The sequence below is a fragment of the Saccharopolyspora montiporae genome (assembly GCF_015209505.1).
Classification (GTDB): domain Bacteria; phylum Actinomycetota; class Actinomycetes; order Mycobacteriales; family Pseudonocardiaceae; genus Saccharopolyspora; species Saccharopolyspora montiporae.
Genome location: NZ_JADEYC010000012.1, coordinates 1 through 20,796, shown reverse-complemented (window position 1 = coordinate 20,796; position 20,796 = coordinate 1). Strand labels below are relative to the sequence as shown.

The 20,796-nt window shown below is 71.9% G+C and carries 19 protein-coding genes and 1 pseudogene; 12 read left to right on the top strand and 8 right to left on the bottom strand.

The window, feature by feature from the left end:
* The first annotated feature begins 37 nt into the window (after positions 1–37).
* The 3 genes from IQ251_RS07570 (at position 38) to IQ251_RS07560 (ending at position 2,773) form a co-directional block, all read left to right on the top strand.
* On the top strand, positions 38–1,384 hold the full coding sequence (locus tag IQ251_RS07570) for a M16 family metallopeptidase (protein WP_193927758.1): 1,347 nt from the start codon (positions 38–40) through the stop codon (positions 1,382–1,384).
* Positions 1,385–1,466: 82 nt separating this feature from the next.
* Entirely contained in the window at positions 1,467–2,231 is a 765-nt protein-coding gene (dapB, locus tag IQ251_RS07565; RefSeq protein ID WP_193927757.1) for a 4-hydroxy-tetrahydrodipicolinate reductase, read from the top strand.
* Between the two features lie 44 nt (positions 2,232–2,275).
* The gene (locus IQ251_RS07560; RefSeq protein ID WP_193927756.1) at positions 2,276–2,773 is read left to right on the top strand and encodes a tetratricopeptide repeat protein; all 498 of its coding nucleotides are present in this window, start codon (positions 2,276–2,278) and stop codon (positions 2,771–2,773) included.
* 6 nt (positions 2,774–2,779) lie between these two features.
* Here the strand turns inward: IQ251_RS07560 and IQ251_RS07555 are convergent, their stop codons facing one another.
* Both IQ251_RS07555 and IQ251_RS07550 read right to left on the bottom strand, forming a co-directional pair.
* Entirely contained in the window at positions 2,780–3,259 is a 480-nt protein-coding gene (locus IQ251_RS07555) for a hypothetical protein (RefSeq protein ID WP_193927872.1), read from the bottom strand.
* Positions 3,260–3,327: 68 nt separating this feature from the next.
* Positions 3,328–3,900 carry a GNAT family N-acetyltransferase gene (locus tag IQ251_RS07550; protein ID WP_193927755.1) on the bottom strand — a complete coding sequence of 191 codons (573 nt, stop codon included), beginning with the start codon at positions 3,898–3,900 and terminating at the stop codon, positions 3,328–3,330.
* Between the two features lie 106 nt (positions 3,901–4,006).
* Between IQ251_RS07550 and IQ251_RS07545 the strand changes: the two genes are divergently transcribed.
* On the top strand, positions 4,007–5,215 hold the full coding sequence (locus IQ251_RS07545) for a winged helix-turn-helix domain-containing protein (RefSeq protein ID WP_193927871.1): 1,209 nt from the start codon (positions 4,007–4,009) through the stop codon (positions 5,213–5,215).
* An 18-nt stretch (positions 5,216–5,233) separates the two neighbouring features.
* Here the strand turns inward: IQ251_RS07545 and IQ251_RS07540 are convergent, their stop codons facing one another.
* Positions 5,234–6,223 (bottom strand): DUF4097 family beta strand repeat-containing protein, encoded by a 990-nt coding sequence (locus IQ251_RS07540; protein ID WP_193927754.1) that lies wholly within the window; start codon positions 6,221–6,223, stop codon positions 5,234–5,236.
* 63 nt (positions 6,224–6,286) lie between these two features.
* The gene (locus IQ251_RS07535) at positions 6,287–6,817 is read right to left on the bottom strand and encodes a toxin-antitoxin system HicB family antitoxin (RefSeq protein WP_193927753.1); all 531 of its coding nucleotides are present in this window, start codon (positions 6,815–6,817) and stop codon (positions 6,287–6,289) included.
* Between the two features lie 227 nt (positions 6,818–7,044).
* Between IQ251_RS07535 and thyX the strand changes: the two genes are divergently transcribed.
* The 6 genes from thyX to IQ251_RS07505 all read left to right on the top strand — a co-directional run bounded on the left by thyX (position 7,045) and on the right by IQ251_RS07505 (position 13,440).
* A complete protein-coding gene (thyX, locus tag IQ251_RS07530; protein ID WP_193927752.1) occupies positions 7,045–7,797 on the top strand; it encodes an FAD-dependent thymidylate synthase in 753 nt (250 codons plus the stop codon).
* 119 nt (positions 7,798–7,916) lie between these two features.
* Positions 7,917–9,407, top strand: coding sequence for a serine/threonine-protein kinase (locus tag IQ251_RS07525; RefSeq protein ID WP_370591254.1), 1,491 nt, complete (start codon positions 7,917–7,919; stop codon positions 9,405–9,407).
* Positions 9,408–9,449: 42 nt separating this feature from the next.
* A complete protein-coding gene (locus tag IQ251_RS07520) occupies positions 9,450–10,073 on the top strand; it encodes a TIGR03085 family metal-binding protein (protein ID WP_193927750.1) in 624 nt (207 codons plus the stop codon).
* A 232-nt stretch (positions 10,074–10,305) separates the two neighbouring features.
* Positions 10,306–11,250: a 4-hydroxy-tetrahydrodipicolinate synthase gene (dapA, locus tag IQ251_RS07515; protein ID WP_193927749.1), complete on the top strand. Its 945-nt coding sequence runs from the start codon at positions 10,306–10,308 to the stop codon at positions 11,248–11,250.
* On the top strand, positions 11,247–12,971 hold the full coding sequence (locus IQ251_RS07510; RefSeq protein ID WP_193927748.1) for a ribonuclease J: 1,725 nt from the start codon (positions 11,247–11,249) through the stop codon (positions 12,969–12,971). The genes dapA and IQ251_RS07510 overlap by 4 nt, the downstream gene beginning before the upstream one ends.
* Positions 12,972–13,248: 277 nt before the next feature.
* Positions 13,249–13,440, top strand: a complete 192-nt coding sequence (locus IQ251_RS07505; RefSeq protein ID WP_370591253.1) for a hypothetical protein — start codon at positions 13,249–13,251, stop codon at positions 13,438–13,440.
* Between the two features lie 76 nt (positions 13,441–13,516).
* Here the strand turns inward: IQ251_RS07505 and IQ251_RS07500 are convergent, their stop codons facing one another.
* Positions 13,517–14,758, bottom strand: coding sequence for a pyridoxal phosphate-dependent aminotransferase (locus tag IQ251_RS07500; RefSeq protein WP_193927746.1), 1,242 nt, complete (start codon positions 14,756–14,758; stop codon positions 13,517–13,519).
* Between the two features lie 222 nt (positions 14,759–14,980).
* On the opposite strand from IQ251_RS07500, the gene IQ251_RS07495 reads away from it, so the two are divergent.
* On the top strand, positions 14,981–16,318 hold the full coding sequence (locus IQ251_RS07495) for an APC family permease (RefSeq protein ID WP_193927745.1): 1,338 nt from the start codon (positions 14,981–14,983) through the stop codon (positions 16,316–16,318).
* Positions 16,319–16,321: 3 nt separating this feature from the next.
* Here IQ251_RS07495 and IQ251_RS07490 read toward each other — a convergent pair whose 3' ends face one another.
* Positions 16,322–17,158, bottom strand: a complete 837-nt coding sequence (locus IQ251_RS07490) for a lysophospholipid acyltransferase family protein (protein ID WP_193927744.1) — start codon at positions 17,156–17,158, stop codon at positions 16,322–16,324.
* 118 nt (positions 17,159–17,276) lie between these two features.
* Here IQ251_RS07490 and IQ251_RS07485 point away from each other — a divergent pair, with 118 nt between their 5' ends.
* The gene (locus tag IQ251_RS07485; protein WP_193927743.1) at positions 17,277–19,817 is read left to right on the top strand and encodes a DNA translocase FtsK; all 2,541 of its coding nucleotides are present in this window, start codon (positions 17,277–17,279) and stop codon (positions 19,815–19,817) included.
* A 139-nt stretch (positions 19,818–19,956) separates the two neighbouring features.
* Here IQ251_RS07485 and IQ251_RS07480 read toward each other — a convergent pair whose 3' ends face one another.
* Positions 19,957–20,541, bottom strand: coding sequence for a phospholipase (locus IQ251_RS07480; protein WP_370591252.1), 585 nt, complete (start codon positions 20,539–20,541; stop codon positions 19,957–19,959).
* Positions 20,542–20,638: 97 nt separating this feature from the next.
* Positions 20,639–20,796: pseudogene (locus IQ251_RS07475) on the bottom strand (amino-acid N-acetyltransferase); the annotation flags it as partial.

Genomic DNA, 20,796 nt, shown 5'->3' with positions numbered 1-20,796 from the left:
CCCGCCCGCACCTGATCGGCGACACACGGCTGGGGACATGAGGCAGCAGACGCGCTCGGCACACCTGCAACGGCCGGGGACCACCCGGACGCTGGCCAAGGGCGGTGACGGTGCCGACGTCCGGCGCACCGTGCTCCCGGGCGGGTTGCGCGTGGTCACCGAGCCGGTTCCGGGTGTCCGGTCGGCGTCGGTGGGCATCTGGGTCGGCGTCGGATCCCGGGACGAGCGGCCGCCGCAAGCCGGGGCGGCGCACTACCTGGAGCACCTGCTGTTCAAGGGCACCGCCCGGCGCAGCGCGATGGACATCGCGCAGGAGGTCGACGCGGTCGGCGGGGAGCTCAACGCGTTCACCGCCAAGGAGCACACCTGCTACTACGCGCACGTGCTCGACGAAGACCTGCCGCTGGCGGTGGACCTGCTCTGCGATGTGGTGTTCGACGCGGTCAACGCCGCATCCGATGTCGAGGTCGAGCGGGGCGTGGTGCTCGAAGAGATCGCGATGCGCGACGACGATCCCGAGGACCTGCTCTACGAATCGTTCACCTCGGCGGTGCTCGGTGAGCACCCGCTCGGCCGGTCCGTGCTGGGCACCGAGGAGTCGATCAGCGCGATGACCCGCGCGCGGGTGCACGGCTTCTACCGCCGCTCGTACACGATGCCGCGGATGGTGCTGGCCGCGTCCGGCAACGTCGAGCACGCGGCGGTGGTGCGCCGGGTGCGCAAGGCGCTGGGTGAGCGGCTGAGCGGGGACATCAGTCCGACGCCTCCGCGCGGCGGCCGCACCCGCCTGCCCCGCCAGCAGCCGCTGGTGCTGCACCCGGACGACACCGAGCAGGCGCACCTGCTGCTGGGCTGCCGGGCGCCGGACCGGTACGACGAGCGCCGCTTCGCGCTGGGTGTGCTCAACGCCGCTCTGGGCGGCGGGATGAGCTCGCGGCTGTTCCAGGAGGTCCGCGAGCGCCGCGGACTGGCCTACTCGGTGTATTCGGGCACCAGCGCTTACGCGGACGCCGGGACGTTCTCGGTGTACGCGGGCAGCACGACGGACCGGATCGGTGAGGTCGGTGCCGTGATCCGGCAGGTGCTGGCCGAGGTCGCCGCCGAAGGTCTCGCCGACCAGGAGGTCGAGCGCGGCAAGGCCCAGTTGCGCGGAGCTCTCGTGCTGGGACTGGAGGACAGCGCCGCCCGAATGAGCCGCATCGGCAAGGTCGAGCTCAACTACGGGCGGCACTTCAGCGTGGAGCAAACCCTGCAGCGCATCGACGAGGTCACCGCGGACGGCGTCGCCGAGGTCGCGGCCGATCTGCTGCGCCGGCCGCTGACCACCGCGGTCGTCGGCCCGTTCGAGCACGCGGCCGAACTCCCGGACGGCGTCCTGCCGTGACCCGGGCCCGCGCAGGCCGGGCGCGCGGTGCGGCGCATAGACTCCGAGATGCGTTGTCGTCGCGTGGAGAGGTCGTCGTCAGGTGAGTTCACCATCCGCAAACCCGGTCGGGGTCGGTGTGCTGGGTGCACGCGGCCGGATGGGTGCCGAGGCGGTGCGCGCCGTCGACGAGGCCCCGGACCTGGAGCTGGTCGCCGCCGTCACTCGCGAGGACGGCCTCGACGGTCTGCTCGACGCGGGCGCCCGGGTGGCGGTGGAGCTCACGCATCCCGACTCGGCGATGGACAACATCCGGTTCTGCGTGCAGCACGGCATCCACGTCGTCGTGGGCACCAGCGGGCTCGGCCCGGCCGAGCACGACGCGATCCGGGCGCTGCTGGCCGAACACCCGGGCGTGGGCGTGCTGATCGCGCCGAACTTCGGGATCGGCGCGGTGCTGTCCATGAAGTTCGCCGAGATCGCGGCGCGCTACTTCGACTCCGCGGAGATCGTGGAGCTGCACCACCCGCGCAAGGCCGATGCGCCGTCCGGGACCGCCGCGCGCACCGCGCAGGTCATCGGGCAGGCGCGGGCGGACGCGGGTTTGGACGACATGCCGGATGCGACCACCAAGGAGCTGGACGGTGCGCGCGGGGCCGATGTGGACGGTGTGCACGTCCATTCGGTGCGGATGGCCGGTCTGGTCGCGCACCAGGAGGTGCTGTTCGGCGCCGACGGGGAGTCGCTGACGATCCGGCACGATTCCTACGATCGCCGCTCGTTCATGCCGGGTGTGCTGCTGGCGGTGCGCGAGGTGGGGTCCCGCCCCGGCCTGACGGTGGGCCTCGACGAGCTCATGGGCCTGTGACCGCCGTGCGGAGCGCATCGCGGCACGTCGGGGGGTGCTGAGCCGTGGCGAAGGACAACCGGGGTCGCAGGCTGCTCAACGCCCGCACGTCGTCGTTCGTGGTGGCGCTGGCGCTGCTGGTCTACCTGGTGTTGATGGGCGAGCGGGCGATCACCATGATCGCCAGCGGGCAGCCGGTGTTCGTGCTGCTCGGGCTGGCCATCTTCGTGCTGCCGGTGCTCGGCGGCGTGCTGGTCGCCGACCAGCTGCGGTTCGGGGCGAACACCGAGCGCCTCGCGCGCAGGCTGCACGACGAGGACGCGCTGCCCGACGTCTCGCACCTGCCCACGTTGCCGTCCGGCCGGGTGCGGCGGGACGCCGCCGACGAGTGGTTCGCGTCCTGCCAGGCCGCGGTGGAGGCCGATCCGGACGACTGGCGCCCGTGGTTCGCGCTGGCCCAGGCCTACGACCTTGCCGGGGACCGCAACCGGGGCCGCAAGACCATGCGGCACGCCATCGACCTCGAACGGCGGGAGACGTCGACCGGGCCTGAGCAGCACTGACCGGCGTCAGAGCAGCGGACCCATCGCAGCCGGGGCCGCGGCCAGCGCGCCGAACCGCGCGAATCGTCCCGCGAACCCGGTGACCAGGAACAGCGTGATCGGCACCTTCGCCCAGCCGGCCACCATCGCCATTGCGGCGAACGGCGGCAGGCTGGCCAGCGCGCTGATCAGCAGCACTCCGCCGGTCCACACCGGACGCCGCCGGCAGCGGGTGCGGAACGACTCCAGCCTGCTGCGCCAGGTGCCCTCGTGCGGCGCGCGACCGCGGCGGGTCAGCAGCGCGGGCAGCCGGATCGCTCCACGGGCGGCGCCGTAGTGCAGCAGCTTGCCCGCGATCTGCCCGGCGGCGATGACCAGCGCCAGGATCCACCAGGGCACATCGGTCCCGTGCAGCACCACGCCGAGCGTGAACAGTTCGATGCTGATCAGCGGGAGCACGGCCGAGCACATCGCGACGCCGAACGTCGCGGACAGCAGACCGAGCACGGCGAGCAACGCGACCCCCCGGGGAAAGGTGGGTGCACCCGGCGCAGCGGCGCGGGAGTTCCGGCAGGTCAGCCCGCCGCGGCCGTGGTCAGATGCAGGTCCAAGCTGCCGGACAGCCTCAGTTCGCGCAACGGGATCCCTCCCGCGTCCAGGGTGCGCACCGTGCCGTCCGGGTCCCAGCCCGCGTGCCGGAAGAACGCGGTCGAGGCCGCGTCGGCTTCCGGGACCCAGGTGATTCCGCGCGCGGCACCGCGCAGGGTCGCCTGCTGGGCGGCGGCGGCGAGCAACCGGCCACCGTGCCCGCGCCTGCCCCAGCGGGGTTCCACGAGAAGCGTGCTGACCAGCACCGTGTCCGCCAGGTCGTCCGGGATCGCGCCGTCGGCGGCGGCCGCTTCGGGTTCCGGGGCGGGGCCGCTCGCGCAGAACCCGACCGGGACACCGCCCTCGGTCGCCAGCAGCACGGCGGCCGGTCCGTCGACCAGCGTCTGCCGCCAAGCGTTGCGCGCGGTGTCCGGATCCAGCCCGTCCAGCACGTCCGGGTGCAGCAGTTCCCGGTAGGCGGTGCGCCAGGTGCTGACCTGGATGCGCGTGATCTCGTCGGCGTCGGCGGGTCCTGCGGTGCGCACATCGGCATCGGCCATGCCCCAACCTAACGCGCGCTGCCGCGCCGGGTCAGGCACGCCGGGTGATCGCGCGGGCGCGGACCGCGCTGTCGGGGTCCGCTGGCACGATGTGCCCGTGCAGACCATGAGCGCCGACCGGGCCAGGCGCATCGCGCTGGCCGCGCAGGGGTTCGCCGATCCGCGGCCGCGCGGTGCCCCGACCCGCACCCACCTGCGCCGGGTGCTGTCCCGCACGAAACTGCTGCAACTGGACTCGGTGAACGTGGCGGTGCGCGCGCACTACATGCCGGTGTTCAGCCGGATCGGGCCGTACGCCGCCGAACTCCTCGACGACGCCGCCTGGTCGCACGGCCCGCGGCGGCCGCGGTTGCTCGCCGAGTACTGGGCGCACGAGGCGTCGCTGCTGCCGGTGCAGGACTGGCCGCTGCTGCGCTGGCGGATGCGCGAGCACGGCGGATCGTGGCGCAGGCACGCCCGCGAACTGCTGGACCGCGCCCCGCAACTGGTGGAGGACGTGCTGGCCGGGGTCAAGGGGCTCGGGCCGGTGGGCGCAGGCACGTTGGAGCGCGAGCTCGGCGGCGGGCGTCGGCGCGGCAGCGGTCCGTGGTGGAACCGCACGGACACCAAGCGCGCCTGCGAGCTGCTGTTCGCCACCGGGCACCTGACCACCGGCGCGCGGCGCGGCTTCGAGCGGCTCTACGAGCTGCCGGAGCGGGTGTTGCCCGCGTCGGTGCTGGGCTCCGAACCGGACGAGGAGGTCGCGATCCGCGAGTTGGTGGAGCGGTCGGCGCAGGCGCTGGGCGTGGCCACCGAACCCGATCTGCGCGACTACTACCGGCTGGATCCGCAGCGTTCGCGCCGCGCGGTGACCGAGCTGGTCGAGGCCGGTGCGCTCGAACCGGTCGCGGTGCGTGGCTGGGACCGCACCGCGTACCGGCACACCGCGGCCCGCGCGCCGCGCGAGATCACCGGACGGGCGCTGCTGTGCCCGTTCGACCCGCTCATCTGGGAGCGGCAGCGCGCCGAGCGTGTGTTCGGGTTCCGCTACCGCATCGAGATCTACGTCCCGCAAGCCAGTCGGCGCTACGGGTACTACGTGTTCCCGTTCCTGCTCGACGGCCGGTTGGTGGCGCGGGTGGACCTGAAGGCCGACCGCGCGGCCGGGGTGCTCCGGGTGCCGGGTGCGTTCGCCGAGCCGGGCACCGACCGGGCCGAGGTGGTCGTCGAGCTGGTGGCGGCGCTGCGCGAGATGGCGGAGTGGCTGGGACTGGACGACGTCGTGGTGGGCGAGCGCGGGGATCTTGCCGGGGCGCTCGTCCCCGCGTTGCGCTGATCCCCCGCCGCTCGGCCGTCAGGTCGCCGAGGTGAGCACGACGTCGCCGGTGCCGCTGCGGCCGTAGATCCGGAGCCCGGCCTGGTCGTCGGGCGGCTGGTCGGTGACGTCCAGATCGCTGCGCGCCGCGCCGGTGGACGAGGACAGGTCGACCTCGGCCAGCGCGCCTCGGCGGATCGCGGCGTGAACCTCGCCGGAACCGGTGATCAGCTCCACCTGACCGGTGGCCGCGTCCGAGACGGTCACGTCGCCGCCACCGGAGCGCACCAGGACGTCCGCGCGCACCGAGCCCAGCCAGACGTCCCCGCTGCCGGTGGCCACGGTCGAGGCGGCGGCCAGCTCGCCGATCTCGATGTCCCCGTTGCCGCTGCGGGCGTGCACGCCGCCCGCCATGTCACCGAGGCGCAGCTGCCCGGCGCCGGACCGCACGGTGGCGCGATCTTCGGCGCGCTCGACGGCGACCGTGCCGGAGCCGGACTGCACGCTGATCCGCCCGGCGCGACCGGTCACCGCGACCTCTCCGGAGCTGGTGTGGATGCTCACGCTGGACGACTCCGGGGCCGTCACGCGCACCGCGAGCGGGACGCCGCGCAGCGGGGCGGTGCCGGGGGTGCGCACCGCCAGCCGGTTGCCGGTCAGGTCGATGCGGGTGCGCCGGACGGCCTCGGCGACCGGCTCCCGCGGCGTGCGCAGCCGCTCGGCGTCCAGACCGGCCCGCGCGCCCGCTTCGCCGAACTGCTCGCCGACCCAGTTCAGCAGGCCGGCGATCCCGCCGCGCAGGTCTAGGCCGGTGGCCGCCGGGTCGTGCCGCACCTCGACGTGCACGAGCTCGGTGGGCACCAGCTCCACCTCGATGGGGCCGAGACCGTTGTTGACGTCGACGCCGATCGGGCCGGTGACCTCGAAGTCCTGGGTGCGCACCAGGTCGGCCGGATCATCGCGTCCCGCGCGCGACTTCCTGCGCCGGGTGTCCTCGGGTTCCTCGCCCGGGATCCGTTCCGTGCTCATCGCCGTGGCCTTTCGCCTGATCAGGGCCGTTCGCCGACGGCCGGTGCGACTGCTGCCGAGTGGTCAGGGGCGGACCCAGCCGCGGATGCGGTCACCCCGGCTTCCCGGCGGTCCGGACGGCGCCCCCGAGCCGGTCCCGCTCTGGTTCGGTCCGCGTGCGGCGCCGCCGCGCAGCGCCGTCTGGACTGCTTGGGCGACCCAGGTGTTCAGCGAGACGCCCTGGGTGGATGCGGCCTGCTCGGCCTGGCCCTTGATCTCGTCGAGCAGCCGCAGCGTGATGCGGCTGATATCGCCGCTGTCCAGGTTCGGCGGAGGCGGCAGCGGTTCTTCGTGCTCGGTCGCCGGGGAGTCCGGACCACCGCTGACCACCACACGCACATCGCGGCCGTCCAGCCGGACGTCGACCACCTGGCCGTCCAGCTGGGTGGTGACTTCCGCGGCGAGGTCGGACAGCGCGTTCATCACCGCCAACCGCGCGGCCGGTTCCAGGGCCGCGGACAGCACTGCGGCGGTGTGCCTGGTCTGCTCATCGCCGGCGGAGGCCGCCGAACTCAGATCCGCGCGCAGCTGGTCGAGGTACGGGCTCAAATCCATGACATCAGAATGGCACCAGGTATGACGTCGTGCAACCGGCTTCCTGGTGTCATCCGGTGCCGCGGCCGGATCGTCGGTGCGGGCGGTTACGCTCGGCGGGCAACAGGGGAGTCCAGCGCCCGCCCGCGCCACCGCACACCGCTTCCGCCGCTCGGCGGGGCCGCGAGGCCGGCCGGCGGGATGGCAGGCGTTCGAATGCAGGAGATCCAGGAAGGGGCCCGCCCGTCGTGACCGAGATCGTGCGGCCGAAGGTGCAGTTGATCGGCAAGACCGAGTTCTTCCCGCCGGAAGACATCGAGTGGTCGACCGATGCGGACGGCGGTCAGGCGCTGGCCGAGTTCGCGGGGCGGGCCTGCTACCAGTCGTGGAGCAAGCCGAACCCGGCAACCGCGACCAATTCCGGTTATTTGCAGCACATCCTGGAAGTCGGGCACCTGTCGGTGCTCGAACACGGGACCGTGACGTTCTACCTGACCGGGATGTCCCGCTCGCTGACCCACGAGCTGATCCGGCACCGGCACTTCTCCTACTCGCAGCTGTCCCAGCGCTACGTGCCCGAGCGCGACGCGGCGATGGTCGAGCCGGACGTGATCGCCGAGGACCCGGAGTTGCACGCGAAGTTCACCGCGGCGACCGAGGCAAGCGTGGCCGCCTACACCGATCTGCTCGCGGCGCTGCAGGAGAAGTTCGCAGACGAACCGAAGGCCACGCTGCGCCGCAAGCAGGCCCGGCAGGCGGCGCGTTCGGTGCTGCCCAATGCCACCGAGACCAGGATCGTGGTCACCGGGAACTACCGGGCGTGGCGGCACTTCATCGCGATGCGCGCTTCGGAGCACGCGGACGTGGAGATCCGCTGGCTGGCCGTCGAGTGCTTGCGGCACCTGCAGAAGGCCGTGCCGAACGTGTTCGGCGACTTCGAGATCACCGCGCTCAAGGACGGTTCCGAGGTCGCGTCCAGCCCGTTCGTCGCGGAGGGCTGAGCGCCGCGCCCCGGCGGATCCGCATCGCCCGGATCGTGCCGATCGTGCCGTGATCATCTGATTGGATGAAGATCGACGCGACGCGGTCGCGGTCGGTCGGCGCACGGGAGGAACGAGCGGTGCAGGAAAGCGGTCCGGAGCCCGGCACCGGGCAGCAGCGGCTGGTGGGTGGCCGGTACCGGCTCCTCGACGAGCTGGGACGCGGCGGGATGGGCGTCGTCTGGCGGGCCCGCGACGAGGTCATCGGACGTGACGTCGCGCTCAAGGAGCTGCACCCGCCGGAGACGCGCGATCCGGAGGCGCGGGCCGTGTCCGAGGAGCGCGTGCTGCGCGAGGTGCGCACCGCGGGCCGGCTCAGCGATCCGGGCGTGGTCACCGTGCACGACGTGCTCACCGGGGACGGCCCCACCTGCATCGTGATGGAGCTGGTGCGGGCGCCCACGCTCGCCGAGCTCGTGGAGCGGGACGGCCCGCTGCCTGCGGCGCAGGTCGGGGCGCTCGCCGAGCAGCTGCTGTCCGCGCTGGACGCGGCGCACCGCGCCGGCGTGGTGCACCGGGACGTCAAGCCCAGCAACATCATGGTGTGCGGTGACCGGGTCAAGCTGGCCGATTTCGGCATCGCGCAGGACCGGGAGGATCCGCGGCTGACCAGCAGCGGAATCCTCGTCGGGTCCGCGTCGTTCATCGCCCCGGAGCGGATCCGCGGTGCCGATGCCGCGCCGGCGAGCGATCTGTGGTCGCTGGGCGCGGTGCTGTTCTTCGCGCTGGAGGGCTGGATGCCCTACGAGCGCCCGACCACCGCCGCCACGCTGCACGCCGTGCTCACCGAGGCGCCCCGGCTTTCCGCGCCGCACGGCGCGCTCGGCGCGGTGATCATCGGTTTGCTGGTGCCGGATCCGGACGCCCGGCTGACCGCCGAACGAGTGCGCGCGCTGCTGGCGGGGACGGCGGGATCCGGTGCCGAGGAACCTGCGCACTCGGTTCCCGGCCGCGTCCCGGGCGGGACGAGCCGGCTGCCCGACCCCACCCGGGTGCGCGTGCCGGTGCGCATCCGGTCGCGCGGCCGGCTGATCGGTGCTGCGGCGCTGGTCGGTGCGCTGCTGCTGGGCACCGCGTTCGCGCTCGGCCGGGTCAGCGCTGCACCGGACGGCGGTCCGGAGGCGATGGACCCGGTGCTGTTCTACGGCGAGGAATCCGAATTGCCGGCCTTCGAGCTGGAGGCCGGGCAGTGCGGTTCCGGTGAGGTCGCGGCCGGGGCGGAGCTGACCGCCGACGCCGAGGCCGACTGCGCGGAGTCGCACGACTTCGAGGTGTTCACCTCCGGGTCCCCGTTCGGCGACGACGACGTCGGCTACCCCGGCGCCGAGGTCCTGGCGGACTACGGCGCGGCCTTCTGCGCCAGCCATTTCGAGTCGGACCAGATCGTGTTCCCCGGCCGGGACGAAACGCTGCGGTTCGCCGCGCTGGTCCCGGACGAGCAGCGCTGGGACCTCAAGCGCGGGCACGCCGGGTCGATCGACTTCACCACCGACGACGAGGGGTCGCAGCAGGTGCACTGCGTGCTCTACGCGGCTGACGGCAGCCGGTTGCGCACGCCGGCCACCGCGTGATCACCCGCGGCGATCGGATCGCCCGGTGGCTAGAGTGGGCCCATGGGTGTGGCCAGTGATGAACGTCGGCAATTGAGCGATCTCTTCGAGCGCGTCGGTCCCGATGCCCCGACGCTGTGCGCGGGGTGGACGACCAAGGACCTCGCGGTGCACCTGGTGGTGCGCGAGCGCCGCCCGGATGCGATGGCCGGTCAGTTCGTGAAGGCGCTCGCCGATCGGGGCGAGCGGGTGGAGAACGAGGTGCGCGGGAAGTCCTGGGCGGAACTGGTGGACGAGGTCCGGCAGGGGCCGCAGAAGTGGAACCCGCTGTCGTTCGGCGCCGTGGACGAGACGGTCAACGCCGCCGAGTTCTACGTGCACCACGAGGACGTACGGCGCGCGGAACCGGACTGGCAGCCGCGCCCGACCGACGCGGACCGGGAAGAGGGGCTGTGGAAGTCGCTGACCCGGATGGCGAAAGTGTTCTACGGCCGCAGTCCGGTGGGCGTGGTGCTGCGGCGCCCGGACGGCACGGAGCTGCAGGCCAAGCGCGGTCCGCGTACGGTCCGCATCGTCGGTGAGCCCAGCGAGCTCGTGTTGCACGCCTTCTCCCGCCCGGCCCGGGTGGAGTTCGAGGGCAACGACGCGGACGTGGTGGCGATGCAGGACCTGCGCCGGACCTTCTAGCGGCTGTTCTCCGACGGGTTCGCTCGGCGGTGCGGGCCGCGCGCCCCGCCGCGGGGCGGGCCGCCGCCGAAGCGAGCCGCGGGGCCGGTGCGCGAAATCGGCCCGCCCGCGGTGCCGGGTGCGCGGAAATCCGCCGGGCGCGTGCCGGGTGCGGCGGCAGTTTTCCGAAGGCGTCTCGCGTTCGCCGATCCGGTCGCGTTGACCTGGGCGGTCGTTAGGTAACGTCATGGCCATGACCACCTGTCCGACCGCCAGTCCCGGCCGCCCGTTCGGCCGTGTGCTCACCGCCATGGTCACCCCGTTCGACCAGGACGGGAACCTCGATCTGGACCTGGCCCAGGAGTTGGCCACGCATCTGGTCGACAACGTCGGCAACGACGGTCTCGTGGTCAACGGAACCACCGGGGAGAGCCCGACGACCACCGACGCGGAGAAGGAGCGGCTGCTGCGAGCCGTCGCCGAGGCCGTGGGCGACCGGGCGACGGTGCTGGCCGGTGCCGGGACGAACAACACCGAGCACTCCGTGGAGCTGGCGCGCGCGGCGGAGAAGGCCGGAGCGCACGCGCTGCTGGTCGTCACCCCGTATTACTCGCGACCTCCGCAGGAAGGGCTCTACCAGCATTTCTGGACGGTGGCCGATGCCACCGACCTGCCGGTGATGCTCTACGACATCCCGCCGCGCTCGGTGGTGCCGATTCAGACGGACACGCTCAAGCGGCTCGCCGAGCACCCGCGCATCCAGGCGGTCAAGGACTCCAAGCACGACCTGATGGCGGGCAGCGAGGTGCTGGCCGGGACGGATCTGGCGTACTACTCCGGTGAGGACCCGCTGAACCTGCCGTGGTTGTCGGTCGGCGCGGTCGGTTTCGTCAGCGTGATCGGGCACGTGGTCGGCGACCGGTTGCGGCGAATGCTGGATTCCTTCGAATCCGGGGACGTCGCCGCGGCGCGCGAAATCCACAATGGACTGCTCCCGGTGTACCGCTCGATGAACTTCGTCGGCGGAGTCATCTTCGCCAAGACCGCCATGCGATTGTGCGGGTACGAGACCGGTCAGCCCCGCCTGCCGCTGCCCGCCGCGACCGACGAGCAGGTTCGGTTGATCACGAGCGACCTGTGGGATGCTGGTCTCGTACTGGTCAATCCGGACGCAGCAGCAGAGGTGACCCAGCGTTGAACACCAAGCCGACAGCCACCGAGTCCCAGCCGGTAGCCCCGGTCTCGGCGGTGGCGCCACCGCCGCTGGATCCCGGCGGCCTGCGCGTGGTCGCACTCGGGGGGATCGGTGAGGTCGGCCGGAACATGACCGTGTTCGAGCACGGCGGGCGGCTGCTGGTCGTGGACTGCGGCGTGCTCTTCCCCGAGGACGACGCGCCCGGCGTGGACCTGATCCTGCCGGACTTCGCCGCGATCGAGGACCGGTTGGACGAGATCGACGCGCTGGTGCTCACGCACGGTCACGAAGACCACATCGGCGCGGTCCCGTTCCTGCTCAAGATGCGCCCGGACATCCCTGTGGTGGGCTCCACGTTCACGCTGGCCCTGCTGGCCGCCAAGTGCCGCGAGCACCGGCTGGACCCGGTGCTCGTCGAGGTCGCCGAGGGTCAGCGCAGCGAGCACGGCCCGTTCGATCTGGAATTCTTCGCGGTCAACCACTCGATCCCGGATGCGTTGGCGGTGGCCATCCGCACGCCCGCCGGTGTCGTGCTGCACTCCGGGGACATCAAGCTCGACCAGCTGCCGCTGGACGGCAGGCTCACCGACCTGGCCGGGTTCTCCCGCCTCGGCGACGAGGGCGTGGACCTGTTCCTGCTGGACTCCACGAACGCCGAGGTCCCGGGGTTCGTCACACCGGAGCGCGAGATTGGCCCGGTGCTCGACGATGTGGTCGGCAAGGCCACCCAGCGGGTGATCGTCGCGTGCTTCGCCAGCCATGTGCACCGCGTGCAGCAGGCGCTCGACGTGGTCGACAAGCACGGCCGCAAGGTCTGCTTCGTCGGCCGGTCGATGGTGCGCAACATGGGCATCGCCGCCGACCTCGGCATCCTGCGGGTGCCGGACGGCCTGCTGGTGGACCTGGACGCGGCGCTGGAGATGCCCGAGGACCAGGTCGTGTTCGTCTCGACCGGTTCGCAGGGCGAGCCGTTGTCGGCGCTGTCCCGGATGGCCCGCGGCGAGCACAAGCAGATCAAGATCCGTTCCGGCGACACCGTGGTGCTGGCCAGCTCGCTGATCCCGGGCAACGAAACCGCCGTGTTCGGCGTCGTCAACGGGCTCGTCCGGCTCGGCGCCGACGTGGTGCACCAGGGCGGGGCCAAGGTGCACGTGTCCGGGCACGCCTCGGCCGGCGAGCTGCTCTACCTGTACAACGCGGTGCGCCCGAGCAACGTCATGCCGGTGCACGGGGAGTGGCGCCACCTGCGTGCGAACGCGGAACTGGCGCGGTTGACCGGAGTCTCGCCGGACCGCATCGCCATCGCCGAGGACGGCGTGATCGTGGACCTGGTCGACGGGCTCGCCAGCATCGCGGGCCGGGTCGAGGTGGGGCACGTCTACGTGGACGGGCTCTCGGTCGGCGACGTCGGCGAGTCGACGCTGTCCGACCGGTTGATCCTCGGCGAGGGCGGGTTCATCGCGATCACCGTGGCGGTCGAGGCGGGCACCGGTCGCGCGGTCTCGCCGCCGACGGTCTCCGGGCGCGGCTTCTCCGACGACCCCAAGGCACTGGACGACGTGGTGTCCATGGTGGAGATGGAGCTCGCGCGCACCGAGGGCGAGGGCATCACCGATACGCACCGGATCGCGCAGGCCGTTCGCCGCGTGGTCGGCAAGTGGGTGGCCGATACCTACCGGCGCCGCCCGATGATCGTACCGACCGTGCTGCCCGTCGGATCCTGATTTGCCGCTCCGCCGGGTGAAATCCGGCGGAGTGCCGCTGCCGGATCCCGGTCACGCACCGTCTACCTCCTCGCCGCCGTGGATGAACCTGGTTCTCGTTCGGAGGACTCAGCGGGCTGTCCCGTGGAGTGACTGCCAAGGTACGAAGCACCGGCGCGGAAACGTGTCCGCCTGAACAGCGCGGTCCATTGCGCCGGTGACATGTCCTCTCTGGAGATTGGGGTCTTCGGTGCGTACTACGACTCGACTTCTCGGCGTTTCCGCTGCGGCCGCGGCTGTGTTGGCGATCGGTTCTCCGGCGTTCGCCGACAGCGCGGACAACGACGGGGTCAACCTCCTCAACGATGACAACGTCAGCGTCTTGCCGGTCCAGCTGTGCGGCAACGACGTGGCTGCCCTGGGCGCGAACCTCTCGGTTGGGTCGCCTGAGGACACCGACTGTGTCAACGCGCCGATCGACGACCACTGAGTCTTCTTCCTTTCGGACCGCGGACGGGGCGCCGGTCTCCTGTACGGGAGGCCGGCGCCCCGTCGCGTGCGCGGGTTCAGCCGGCCACATCCCGCAGTGCCGCGCGCAGGTTGTCGAGCGAGCCGCGGATCCACGGCAGTGCCAACGGGTCTCGGCTGTGCAGTGCTTGCCTGCGCTGCTCGGGGGTTTCGCCGTAGAGCAGGCTGGTGGCCACCCGGAAACGCAGCGCGTGCTCCGGATCGCCGAATTCGGCGCCGGCGAGCACGCCCACGCCGTGCCGGTCGAGCAGCAGTTCGGCGACCGCGGGTCCGGTGTCCGCGCCGCGTGCGGCCAGCGCGGGGCGCAGCGGTTCCAGGTCCGGGTAGAGGTAGAACGCGGCGGTGGGCTCGCGGCAGACCGCGCCCGCCGTCCGGAACTCCGCGTGCACGGCTCCGGCCACCGCGCGGTGCAGGCGGCTGGACGCGGCGATGTGCTCGGTGACCTCGGCGGGATCGTCCAGCACCCAGGCGGCGACGTCCTGCATCGGCGCGGCCAGGCCGGACCAGATCTCGCTGGCGATCCCGAGCAGCTCCTCGTGCAGCCGCGCGCCGAGTTCGCCGGTCGGCAGCCGGGCGAACCCGATGCGGTAGCCGCCGAGTGCCGTGCTCTTGCTCAGCCCGCAGGTGACCACGGTGCGTTCGGGCAGCAGCTCGGCCGGGCTGCGCAGCTCCCCGGTAGCCAGATCCCGGTAGATCTCGTCCGAGATGACCAGCAGATCGTGCCGTTCGGCGACCGCGCACACCCGGCGCACCAGGTCCGGCGGGGCGAGGGTGCCGGTCGGGTTGTCCGGCAGCGTGAGCACCAGGCTGCTTGGCCGCTGTCCGTCCGCCTCGGCCCGGACCAGGGCCCGTTCCAGCAGATCCGGATCGGGCACGCCGCCGGCCTCGGCGGGGACCGGTACCCAGTGGATCCGCTCGTGCAGCAGCGCGGCCTGCGCCGCGTAGCTGACCCAGGACGGCTGCGGCAGCACGACCCCGCCCGGTAGTGCGGCGAGCAGGCCGAACAGCAGCGCCTTGCTGCCCGGGGCGAACAGGACCCGGTCGGGATCGGTGGGCAGTCCTCGGCGGTCGAAGAAGCCGGCCGCCGCGCGGCGCGCCCGTTCGGAACCGGCGACCGGTCCGTACGCGTTGTGCCCGGCCGACCGGGCCAGCACCTCGGCCGCGCCCGGCGGTACCGGCAGGCCCGCTTCGCCGAAGCCCAGGTGCAGCACCTCCTCGCCGGCGTTCCGCTTGGCCTGCAGTCGCTCGTTGACGGCGAGTGTTGCCGAGTGCCGGGTCAATGTTCCGCGCTCCTCCCCGGACGCTAGTCATCCGATTCGAGGCTTGCACGACGCGGCATGCACTGCAAGAGGACCCTGCAAACTGAGTTGCACGCCTCCTCGTGGGTTCGATCCGCTGGTCAGCGAAATCCTCGTGGTGCGCCGACGGAAACGGCGATGCAGCGAGCTCGTAATGCGCGAACTATTGTTGTCTCATACGTCACTGAGGCAAACTCCGTTGCCATGTCGACGACGGTCACCCCGGAACGGGACGGCGAGCCGCAGCTGGCCCGCGTCATGGGACCCAAGCTGCTGCTGTTGTTCGTGGTGGGCGACATCCTCGGGGCGAGCATCTACTCGCTGACCGGCAAGGTCGCCGGGCTGGTCGGCGGTGCCCTGTGGCTGCCCTTCCTCATCGCCTTCGCGCTGGCCTTCCTGACCGCGTTCAGCTACCTCGAACTCGTGGGCAAGTACCCGCGGGCGGCCGGGGCTGCGCTGTACACCCACCGCGCGTTCGGCGTGCACCTGCTCACGTTCCTGGTCGCCTTCGCGGTGATGTGCTCCGGGATCACCTCGGCGGCCTCGGCGGCGGAAGCGTTCAGCGGGGACTACCTGCAGGAATTCGTCAGCGCGCCGGAGAGTCTGGTCGCCTTCGGCTTCCTGGCCCTGATCGCGGTGATCAACTTCCGCGGCGTGGGCGTATCGGTGAAGCTCAACGTGCTGCTGACCGCCGTCGAGCTCACCGGGCTGCTCGTGGTGATCGCCGTCGGGTTCCTCGCGGTCGTGCAGGGCGCGGGCGAACCCGCGCGGTTGCTGGAGGTCAACTCCGAGGCGGGCGTGTTCTTCGGCGTGACCTCGGCCACCGCGCTGGCCTTCTTCTCGCTGGTCGGATTCGAGGATTCGGTGAACATGGTCGAGGAGACCCGGGATCCGGTGCGGATCTTCCCGCGGGCGATCCTCACCGGGATCGTCATCTGCGCGGCCATCTACCTGCTGGTGGCCGTCGCGTCGTCGCTGCTGGTCCCGGTGCACGTGCTGGCGGGCTCCACCGCGCCGCTGCTGGAGGTCGTCCGCGCCGGGGCGCCGTGGTTCCCGCTGCTGGCCTTCGCGGCGATCGCGCTGTTCTCGGTGGTCAACTCGGCGCTGATCAACATGATGATGGCCAGCAGGTTGCTGTACGGGATGGCGCGGGAAGGGCTCATCCCGGCCGCCTTCGGCACGGTGCACCGCACCCGCCGCACGCCCTGGGCGGCGATCCTGTTCACCAGCCTGCTCGGCATCGGACTGGTCGCGGCGCTGGACATCTCGGCACTGGGCGGGACGACCTCGCTGCTGCTGCTGATCGTGTTCGCGGTGGTCAACGTCGCGGTGCTGGTGCTGCGGCGGGAACCCGCCGACCACGAGCACTTCCGCGCGCCCACGGCGGTTCCGGTGCTCGGCGCGCTCAGCTGCGCGTTCTTCGCCAGCCCGCTGACCGGTCGCGATCCGGCCGAGTACGTCGTGGTCGCGGTGCTGCTCGGTACCGGTCTCGTGTTCTGGGGGCTCAACCAGCTGGCCCTGCGCCGGGGGCGGTCCGGGTAGCGGTCAGGGCCGCCACGGACTGCGCTTGCCCGTGGTGGGCCGGGTCGGGTCGACGTGGGCCGGGGTGTCCGGTTCGTCCGGGCGCAGCTCCACCAGTCCCGCGGTGATCGCCCGCATGATGCGGTCCCGGGCGCGAGCGGCGTCCCCGGTGCGTTCGGCTGACAGCCCGGACAGGTCCACCGGAGCGCCGAAGTGCACCCGCAGCCGCGGACGCCTGCGCAGCGCGCGCACCCAGGAACCGGCCAGTGCCAGGATGTCCCGGGCGCTGCCCGGGCGTACCGCCCCGTAGTCGATCGCCTCGTGCGCGCCCCACTGGCTGACCGGGATCACCGCGGCGCCCGAGGCCAGCGCCATCCGGGAGATGCCGGTCTTGCCGCGTTCCGGCCACAGCCCGGGTTCCCGGCTGATCCGGCCCTCCGGGTAGACCAGCACCGGGCGGGGATCGTCGGCCAGCGCGTGCACGACCCGGTCGAGCGCCTCGGCGACCGTCCGGGTGCCGCGATCGGCGCGGACGTGACCGGTCGCGCGCAGCAGGTGCCCGAGGACCGGGGTGTCGAACAGGCCGCCGGTGGCCAGGAAGCGCACCGGGATCCGCTGCCGCGCGCAGGCCGCCATCAGCACCAGCGCGTCGACGTTGCCGATGTGGTTGGCCGCCAGCAGCACCGGACCGCCGCGCACCGCGTCGGTCACGTCCCCGCTGACCTCCAGCCGGCCGGTGGCCGCCACCACCAGGCGGTCCACCCGCAGCGCCGCCCGCCACAACCGGGGAGCGCTGCGGTACAGCTGCTCCGGGTCGACTCGGCGTGTCGGGTCGTTCGGGGACGAGGGCAGGGCAACCATGATGGTCGAGGATCGCACGCGCGACGACGCCGCAACAGCCCGCACCGCGCAGCCCGCAGGACCGGGGCCTGCTGCGGCTGTTGTGACGCGAGAGGTGGCTGGAGATACCGTGTGGCCCATGGCGAGCCGGACATCGAGCGGGGGACGCAACGCAACGCGCGGGGGATCCGCCTCCGCTGGTTCCGGGGGCGGATCGTCGAAATCCAGGGCCACATCCGGCACCAAGTCGTCCGGGAAGAAGTCGTCCGGGACGAAAACGTCGACCAGCAGCAAGCCGCGGTCCGGTTCGACGCACGCACCGGCCCAGCGCAGCTCCGGCTCGCGGAAGCGTTCTACCGCGACGAGGAAGTCCGCGCGCCAGGGCGGTTTCGCGCGGGGGCTGGGCAGCGTCGTGCGGGCGCTCGGCCGGACCCGCGAACTCGACGCCGCCCACCGCAGGGACGGGCTGGCGCTGTTCTCCCTGACGATCGCCGTGGTGGCCGCCGCCGGTGTGTGGTGGCGGGCCGGTGGTCCCGTCGGGCAATGGCTGGACTGGGCGCTGCGTTCGGTCATCGGTTCCGCGGCTGTGGTGCTGCCGGTGGTGCTGCTGGCGGTCGCCGTGCTGCTGATGCGCACCGAGACCAGCCCGGAAGCCCGTCCGCGCGTGGTGCTCGGCAGCCTGCTGCTGGTCTTCACCACGCTGGGCACCCTGCACATCCTGTCCGGGTCCCCGCTGGAGACCGCCGAATGGGCGCACGCGGGCGGTGCTCTCGGCTTCGTGGCGGGCGGACCGCTCGCGCACGGGCTCACCGCGTGGGTGGCCGTTCCGGTGCTGCTGCTGGTGGGGGTGTTCGGGCTGCTGCTGCTCACCGGCACGCCGGTCCGCGAGGTGCCCGCGCGGATCCGCCGGTTCGGCGAGGACACGCGGCCGGAGGCCGGTACCTCCGAGGGCGAGCCCACCGACGTCAAGCTGCGTAGGCCGGCGAAGCGGCGCCAGGCGGCCATGTCCGAGCAGCCGGAGCTGCCGCTGGACGAGTCGGCGGAGCCGGAGAAGGCGGAGCGGTCCGGCAAGGACACGAGCAAGCGCTCCGGCAAGGACAAGACCGAGCCCTCCGCCGTTCCCGCAGCCGCCCCGGAGCAGGCGTCCGCTCCGGACGACAAGATCACCATCAGCCGGGATGTGGAGGGCGACTACCGGCTGCCGACGCTGGACGTGCTCACCGACGGCGAACCGCCCAAGACCCGCAGCAAGGCCAACGACGCGATGATCGAGGCCATCACCGGGGTGCTGGAGCAGTTCAACATCGACGCCCAGGTGACCGGATTCGTCCGCGGGCCGACGGTCACCCGCTACGAGGTCGAGCTGGGGCCCGGGGTCAAGGTCGAGAAGATCACCCAGCTGACCAAGAACATCGCCTACGCCGCGGCCACGGACAACGTGCGGCTGCTCGCGCCGATCCCGGGCAAGTCGGCGGTCGGCATCGAGGTGCCCAACACCGACCGGGAGATGGTGCGGCTCGGCGACGTGCTGCGCTCGCCCAAGGCGGCCGATGATTCGCACCCGCTGGTCATGGGGCTGGGCAAGGACATCGAGGGCCACATGGTCACCGCCAACCTGGCGAAGATGCCGCACCTGCTGGTGGCCGGTTCGACGGGTTCGGGCAAGTCGAGCTTCGTGAACTCGATGCTGGTCTCACTGCTGGCCAGGGCCACTCCGCAGGAGGTGCGGATGGTCCTGATCGACCCGAAGATGGTCGAACTCACGCCGTACGAGGGCATTCCGCACCTGATCACGCCGATCATCACCCAGCCGAAGAAGGCCGCCGCCGCGCTCGCCTGGCTCGTCGAGGAGATGGAGCAGCGCTACCAGGACATGCAGGCCAACCGGGTGCGGCACATCGACGACTTCAACGCGAAGGTGCGCAGCGGGGAGATCACCGCACCACCCGGCAGCGAACGCGAATACCGGCCATACCCCTACATCTTGGCGATCGTGGACGAGCTGGCCGACCTGATGATGACCGCGCCGCGCGACGTCGAAGACGCGGTCGTGCGGATCACGCAGAAGGCGCGCGCCGCGGGCATCCACCTCGTGCTCGCCACGCAGCGCCCGTCGGTCGACGTGGTCACCGGGCTCATCAAGACGAACGTCCCGTCCCGGCTGGCGTTCGCCACCTCCTCGCTGACCGACTCGCGGGTGATCCTGGACCAGCCCGGCGCGGAGAAGCTCATCGGCATGGGCGACGCGCTCTACCTGCCGATGGGCGGATCCCGGCCCGCCCGGGTGCAGGGCTCGTTCGTCAGCGACGACGAGATCCACCGGATCGTCGCGTTCACCAAGGAGCAGGCCGAACCGGATTACACCGAGGGCGTCACCACCGCCAAGCAGGGCGAGAGCAAGCAGGTCGACTCGGACATCGGCGACGACCTCGACGTCCTGCTGCAAGCCACCGAGCTCGTGGTCACCAGCCAGTTCGGCTCGACCTCGATGCTGCAGCGCAAGCTGCGGGTGGGGTTCGCCAAGGCCGGACGGTTGATGGACCTGCTGGAATCCCGTGGCGTGGTGGGACCTTCCGAGGGATCCAAGGCGCGCGAGGTGCTGGTCAAGCCGGACGAGCTCGACGGTGCGCTCACCGCCATCCGCGGTGGACCACCACCGGAGGCCGACGAGGAGTCCTGACGTCGCGGGAACGTCGTCTCCCCGGGGCTTTCCGTGCTCCGGATCGCGCCGAACGGAACCGGTTGCGGGGACCGCCCTTTCATCCCGCGTGATCGGTGCGACGGGTCCGGGCCCGGCCGCCGCACCGATCGGTGGAGCCTCAGCCCGGCAGGTGCACCCGCTCGCCGCGCGCGTCGGTGGCCCGGAATCCGCCGTCGGCCCCGCGTCCGGGTTCGATCTGGGCCATCTCGATGGCCTGGGCGGTCGAGTTGGCGACCCCGCCGAACTGGCGCACCGCGAAGTGGTACACGTCCGCGGTCCCCCGGCACAGCGGATCGCCGCCGCAGACCGAGTACATGTCGTCGCGGAAGCGGTCGTCGATCAACTCCCGGTTCGGTTCGGTGAACCGCTCCTGCCGGGTGTAGTTGCGGTAGCCGAAGTCGTGCCGGTCGCAGCTGGTGGCGAAGTCGTGGCCGAGCGGTTCGTCCGGGGACAGCGAGCAGCTGTCCGAGGTCCAGTCCAGCTGGTCCGGATGCGGCTGCTGTTCCCGGACGGCGGTGAACTCGGCGAGCTCCAGTTCGAACAGGTACTGATCGGTGACCTGCCGCAGCCGTTCGGGATCGAGGTCGGCCTGCGCTGCACCTGCGGTGAGCAGCAGAGCCGCCGCGGTTGCGGCCCCGGCGGTGGCGGTGCGGCGGATGGTGGACGGTGCGTGCACGGGCTCCTCCTCGGTGCTGGTGATCACGAGGAGTGTTATATCGGCAACCCCGCGTGTGCGTCGCGGTTGCGCGGCGGCCGTACATCAACGGTCGACGGCACTCGTCCGGTCGGGTTACGGCCGGTCAGCCGAGTTCGAGGAGCATCCGGGTGTTGCCGAGGGTATTCGGCTTGATGCGGGCGAGGTCGAGGAATTCGGCCACCCCGGGGTCGGCGGAGCGGCGCATCTCCTCGAAGACCTGCGGGCCGACCGGTGCGCCGTCGACGTGCCGGAATCCGTGCT

Coding starts and splice junctions, on each gene's coding strand:
- IQ251_RS07570 (WP_193927758.1), top strand. CDS start 38: ATGAGGCAGCAGACGCGCTCGGCACACCTGCAACGGCCGGGGACCACC.
- IQ251_RS07550 (WP_193927755.1), bottom strand. CDS start 3,900: ATGGCCGATGCCGATGTGCGCACCGCAGGACCCGCCGACGCCGACGAG.
- IQ251_RS07545 (WP_193927871.1), top strand. CDS start 4,007: ATGAGCGCCGACCGGGCCAGGCGCATCGCGCTGGCCGCGCAGGGGTTC.
- IQ251_RS07540 (WP_193927754.1), bottom strand. CDS start 6,223: ATGAGCACGGAACGGATCCCGGGCGAGGAACCCGAGGACACCCGGCGC.
- IQ251_RS07535 (WP_193927753.1), bottom strand. CDS start 6,817: ATGGATTTGAGCCCGTACCTCGACCAGCTGCGCGCGGATCTGAGTTCG.
- IQ251_RS07520 (WP_193927750.1), top strand. CDS start 9,450: ATGGGTGTGGCCAGTGATGAACGTCGGCAATTGAGCGATCTCTTCGAG.
- dapA (WP_193927749.1), top strand. CDS start 10,306: ATGACCACCTGTCCGACCGCCAGTCCCGGCCGCCCGTTCGGCCGTGTG.
- IQ251_RS07495 (WP_193927745.1), top strand. CDS start 14,981: ATGTCGACGACGGTCACCCCGGAACGGGACGGCGAGCCGCAGCTGGCC.
- IQ251_RS07490 (WP_193927744.1), bottom strand. CDS start 17,158: ATGGTTGCCCTGCCCTCGTCCCCGAACGACCCGACACGCCGAGTCGAC.
- IQ251_RS07485 (WP_193927743.1), top strand. CDS start 17,277: ATGGCGAGCCGGACATCGAGCGGGGGACGCAACGCAACGCGCGGGGGA.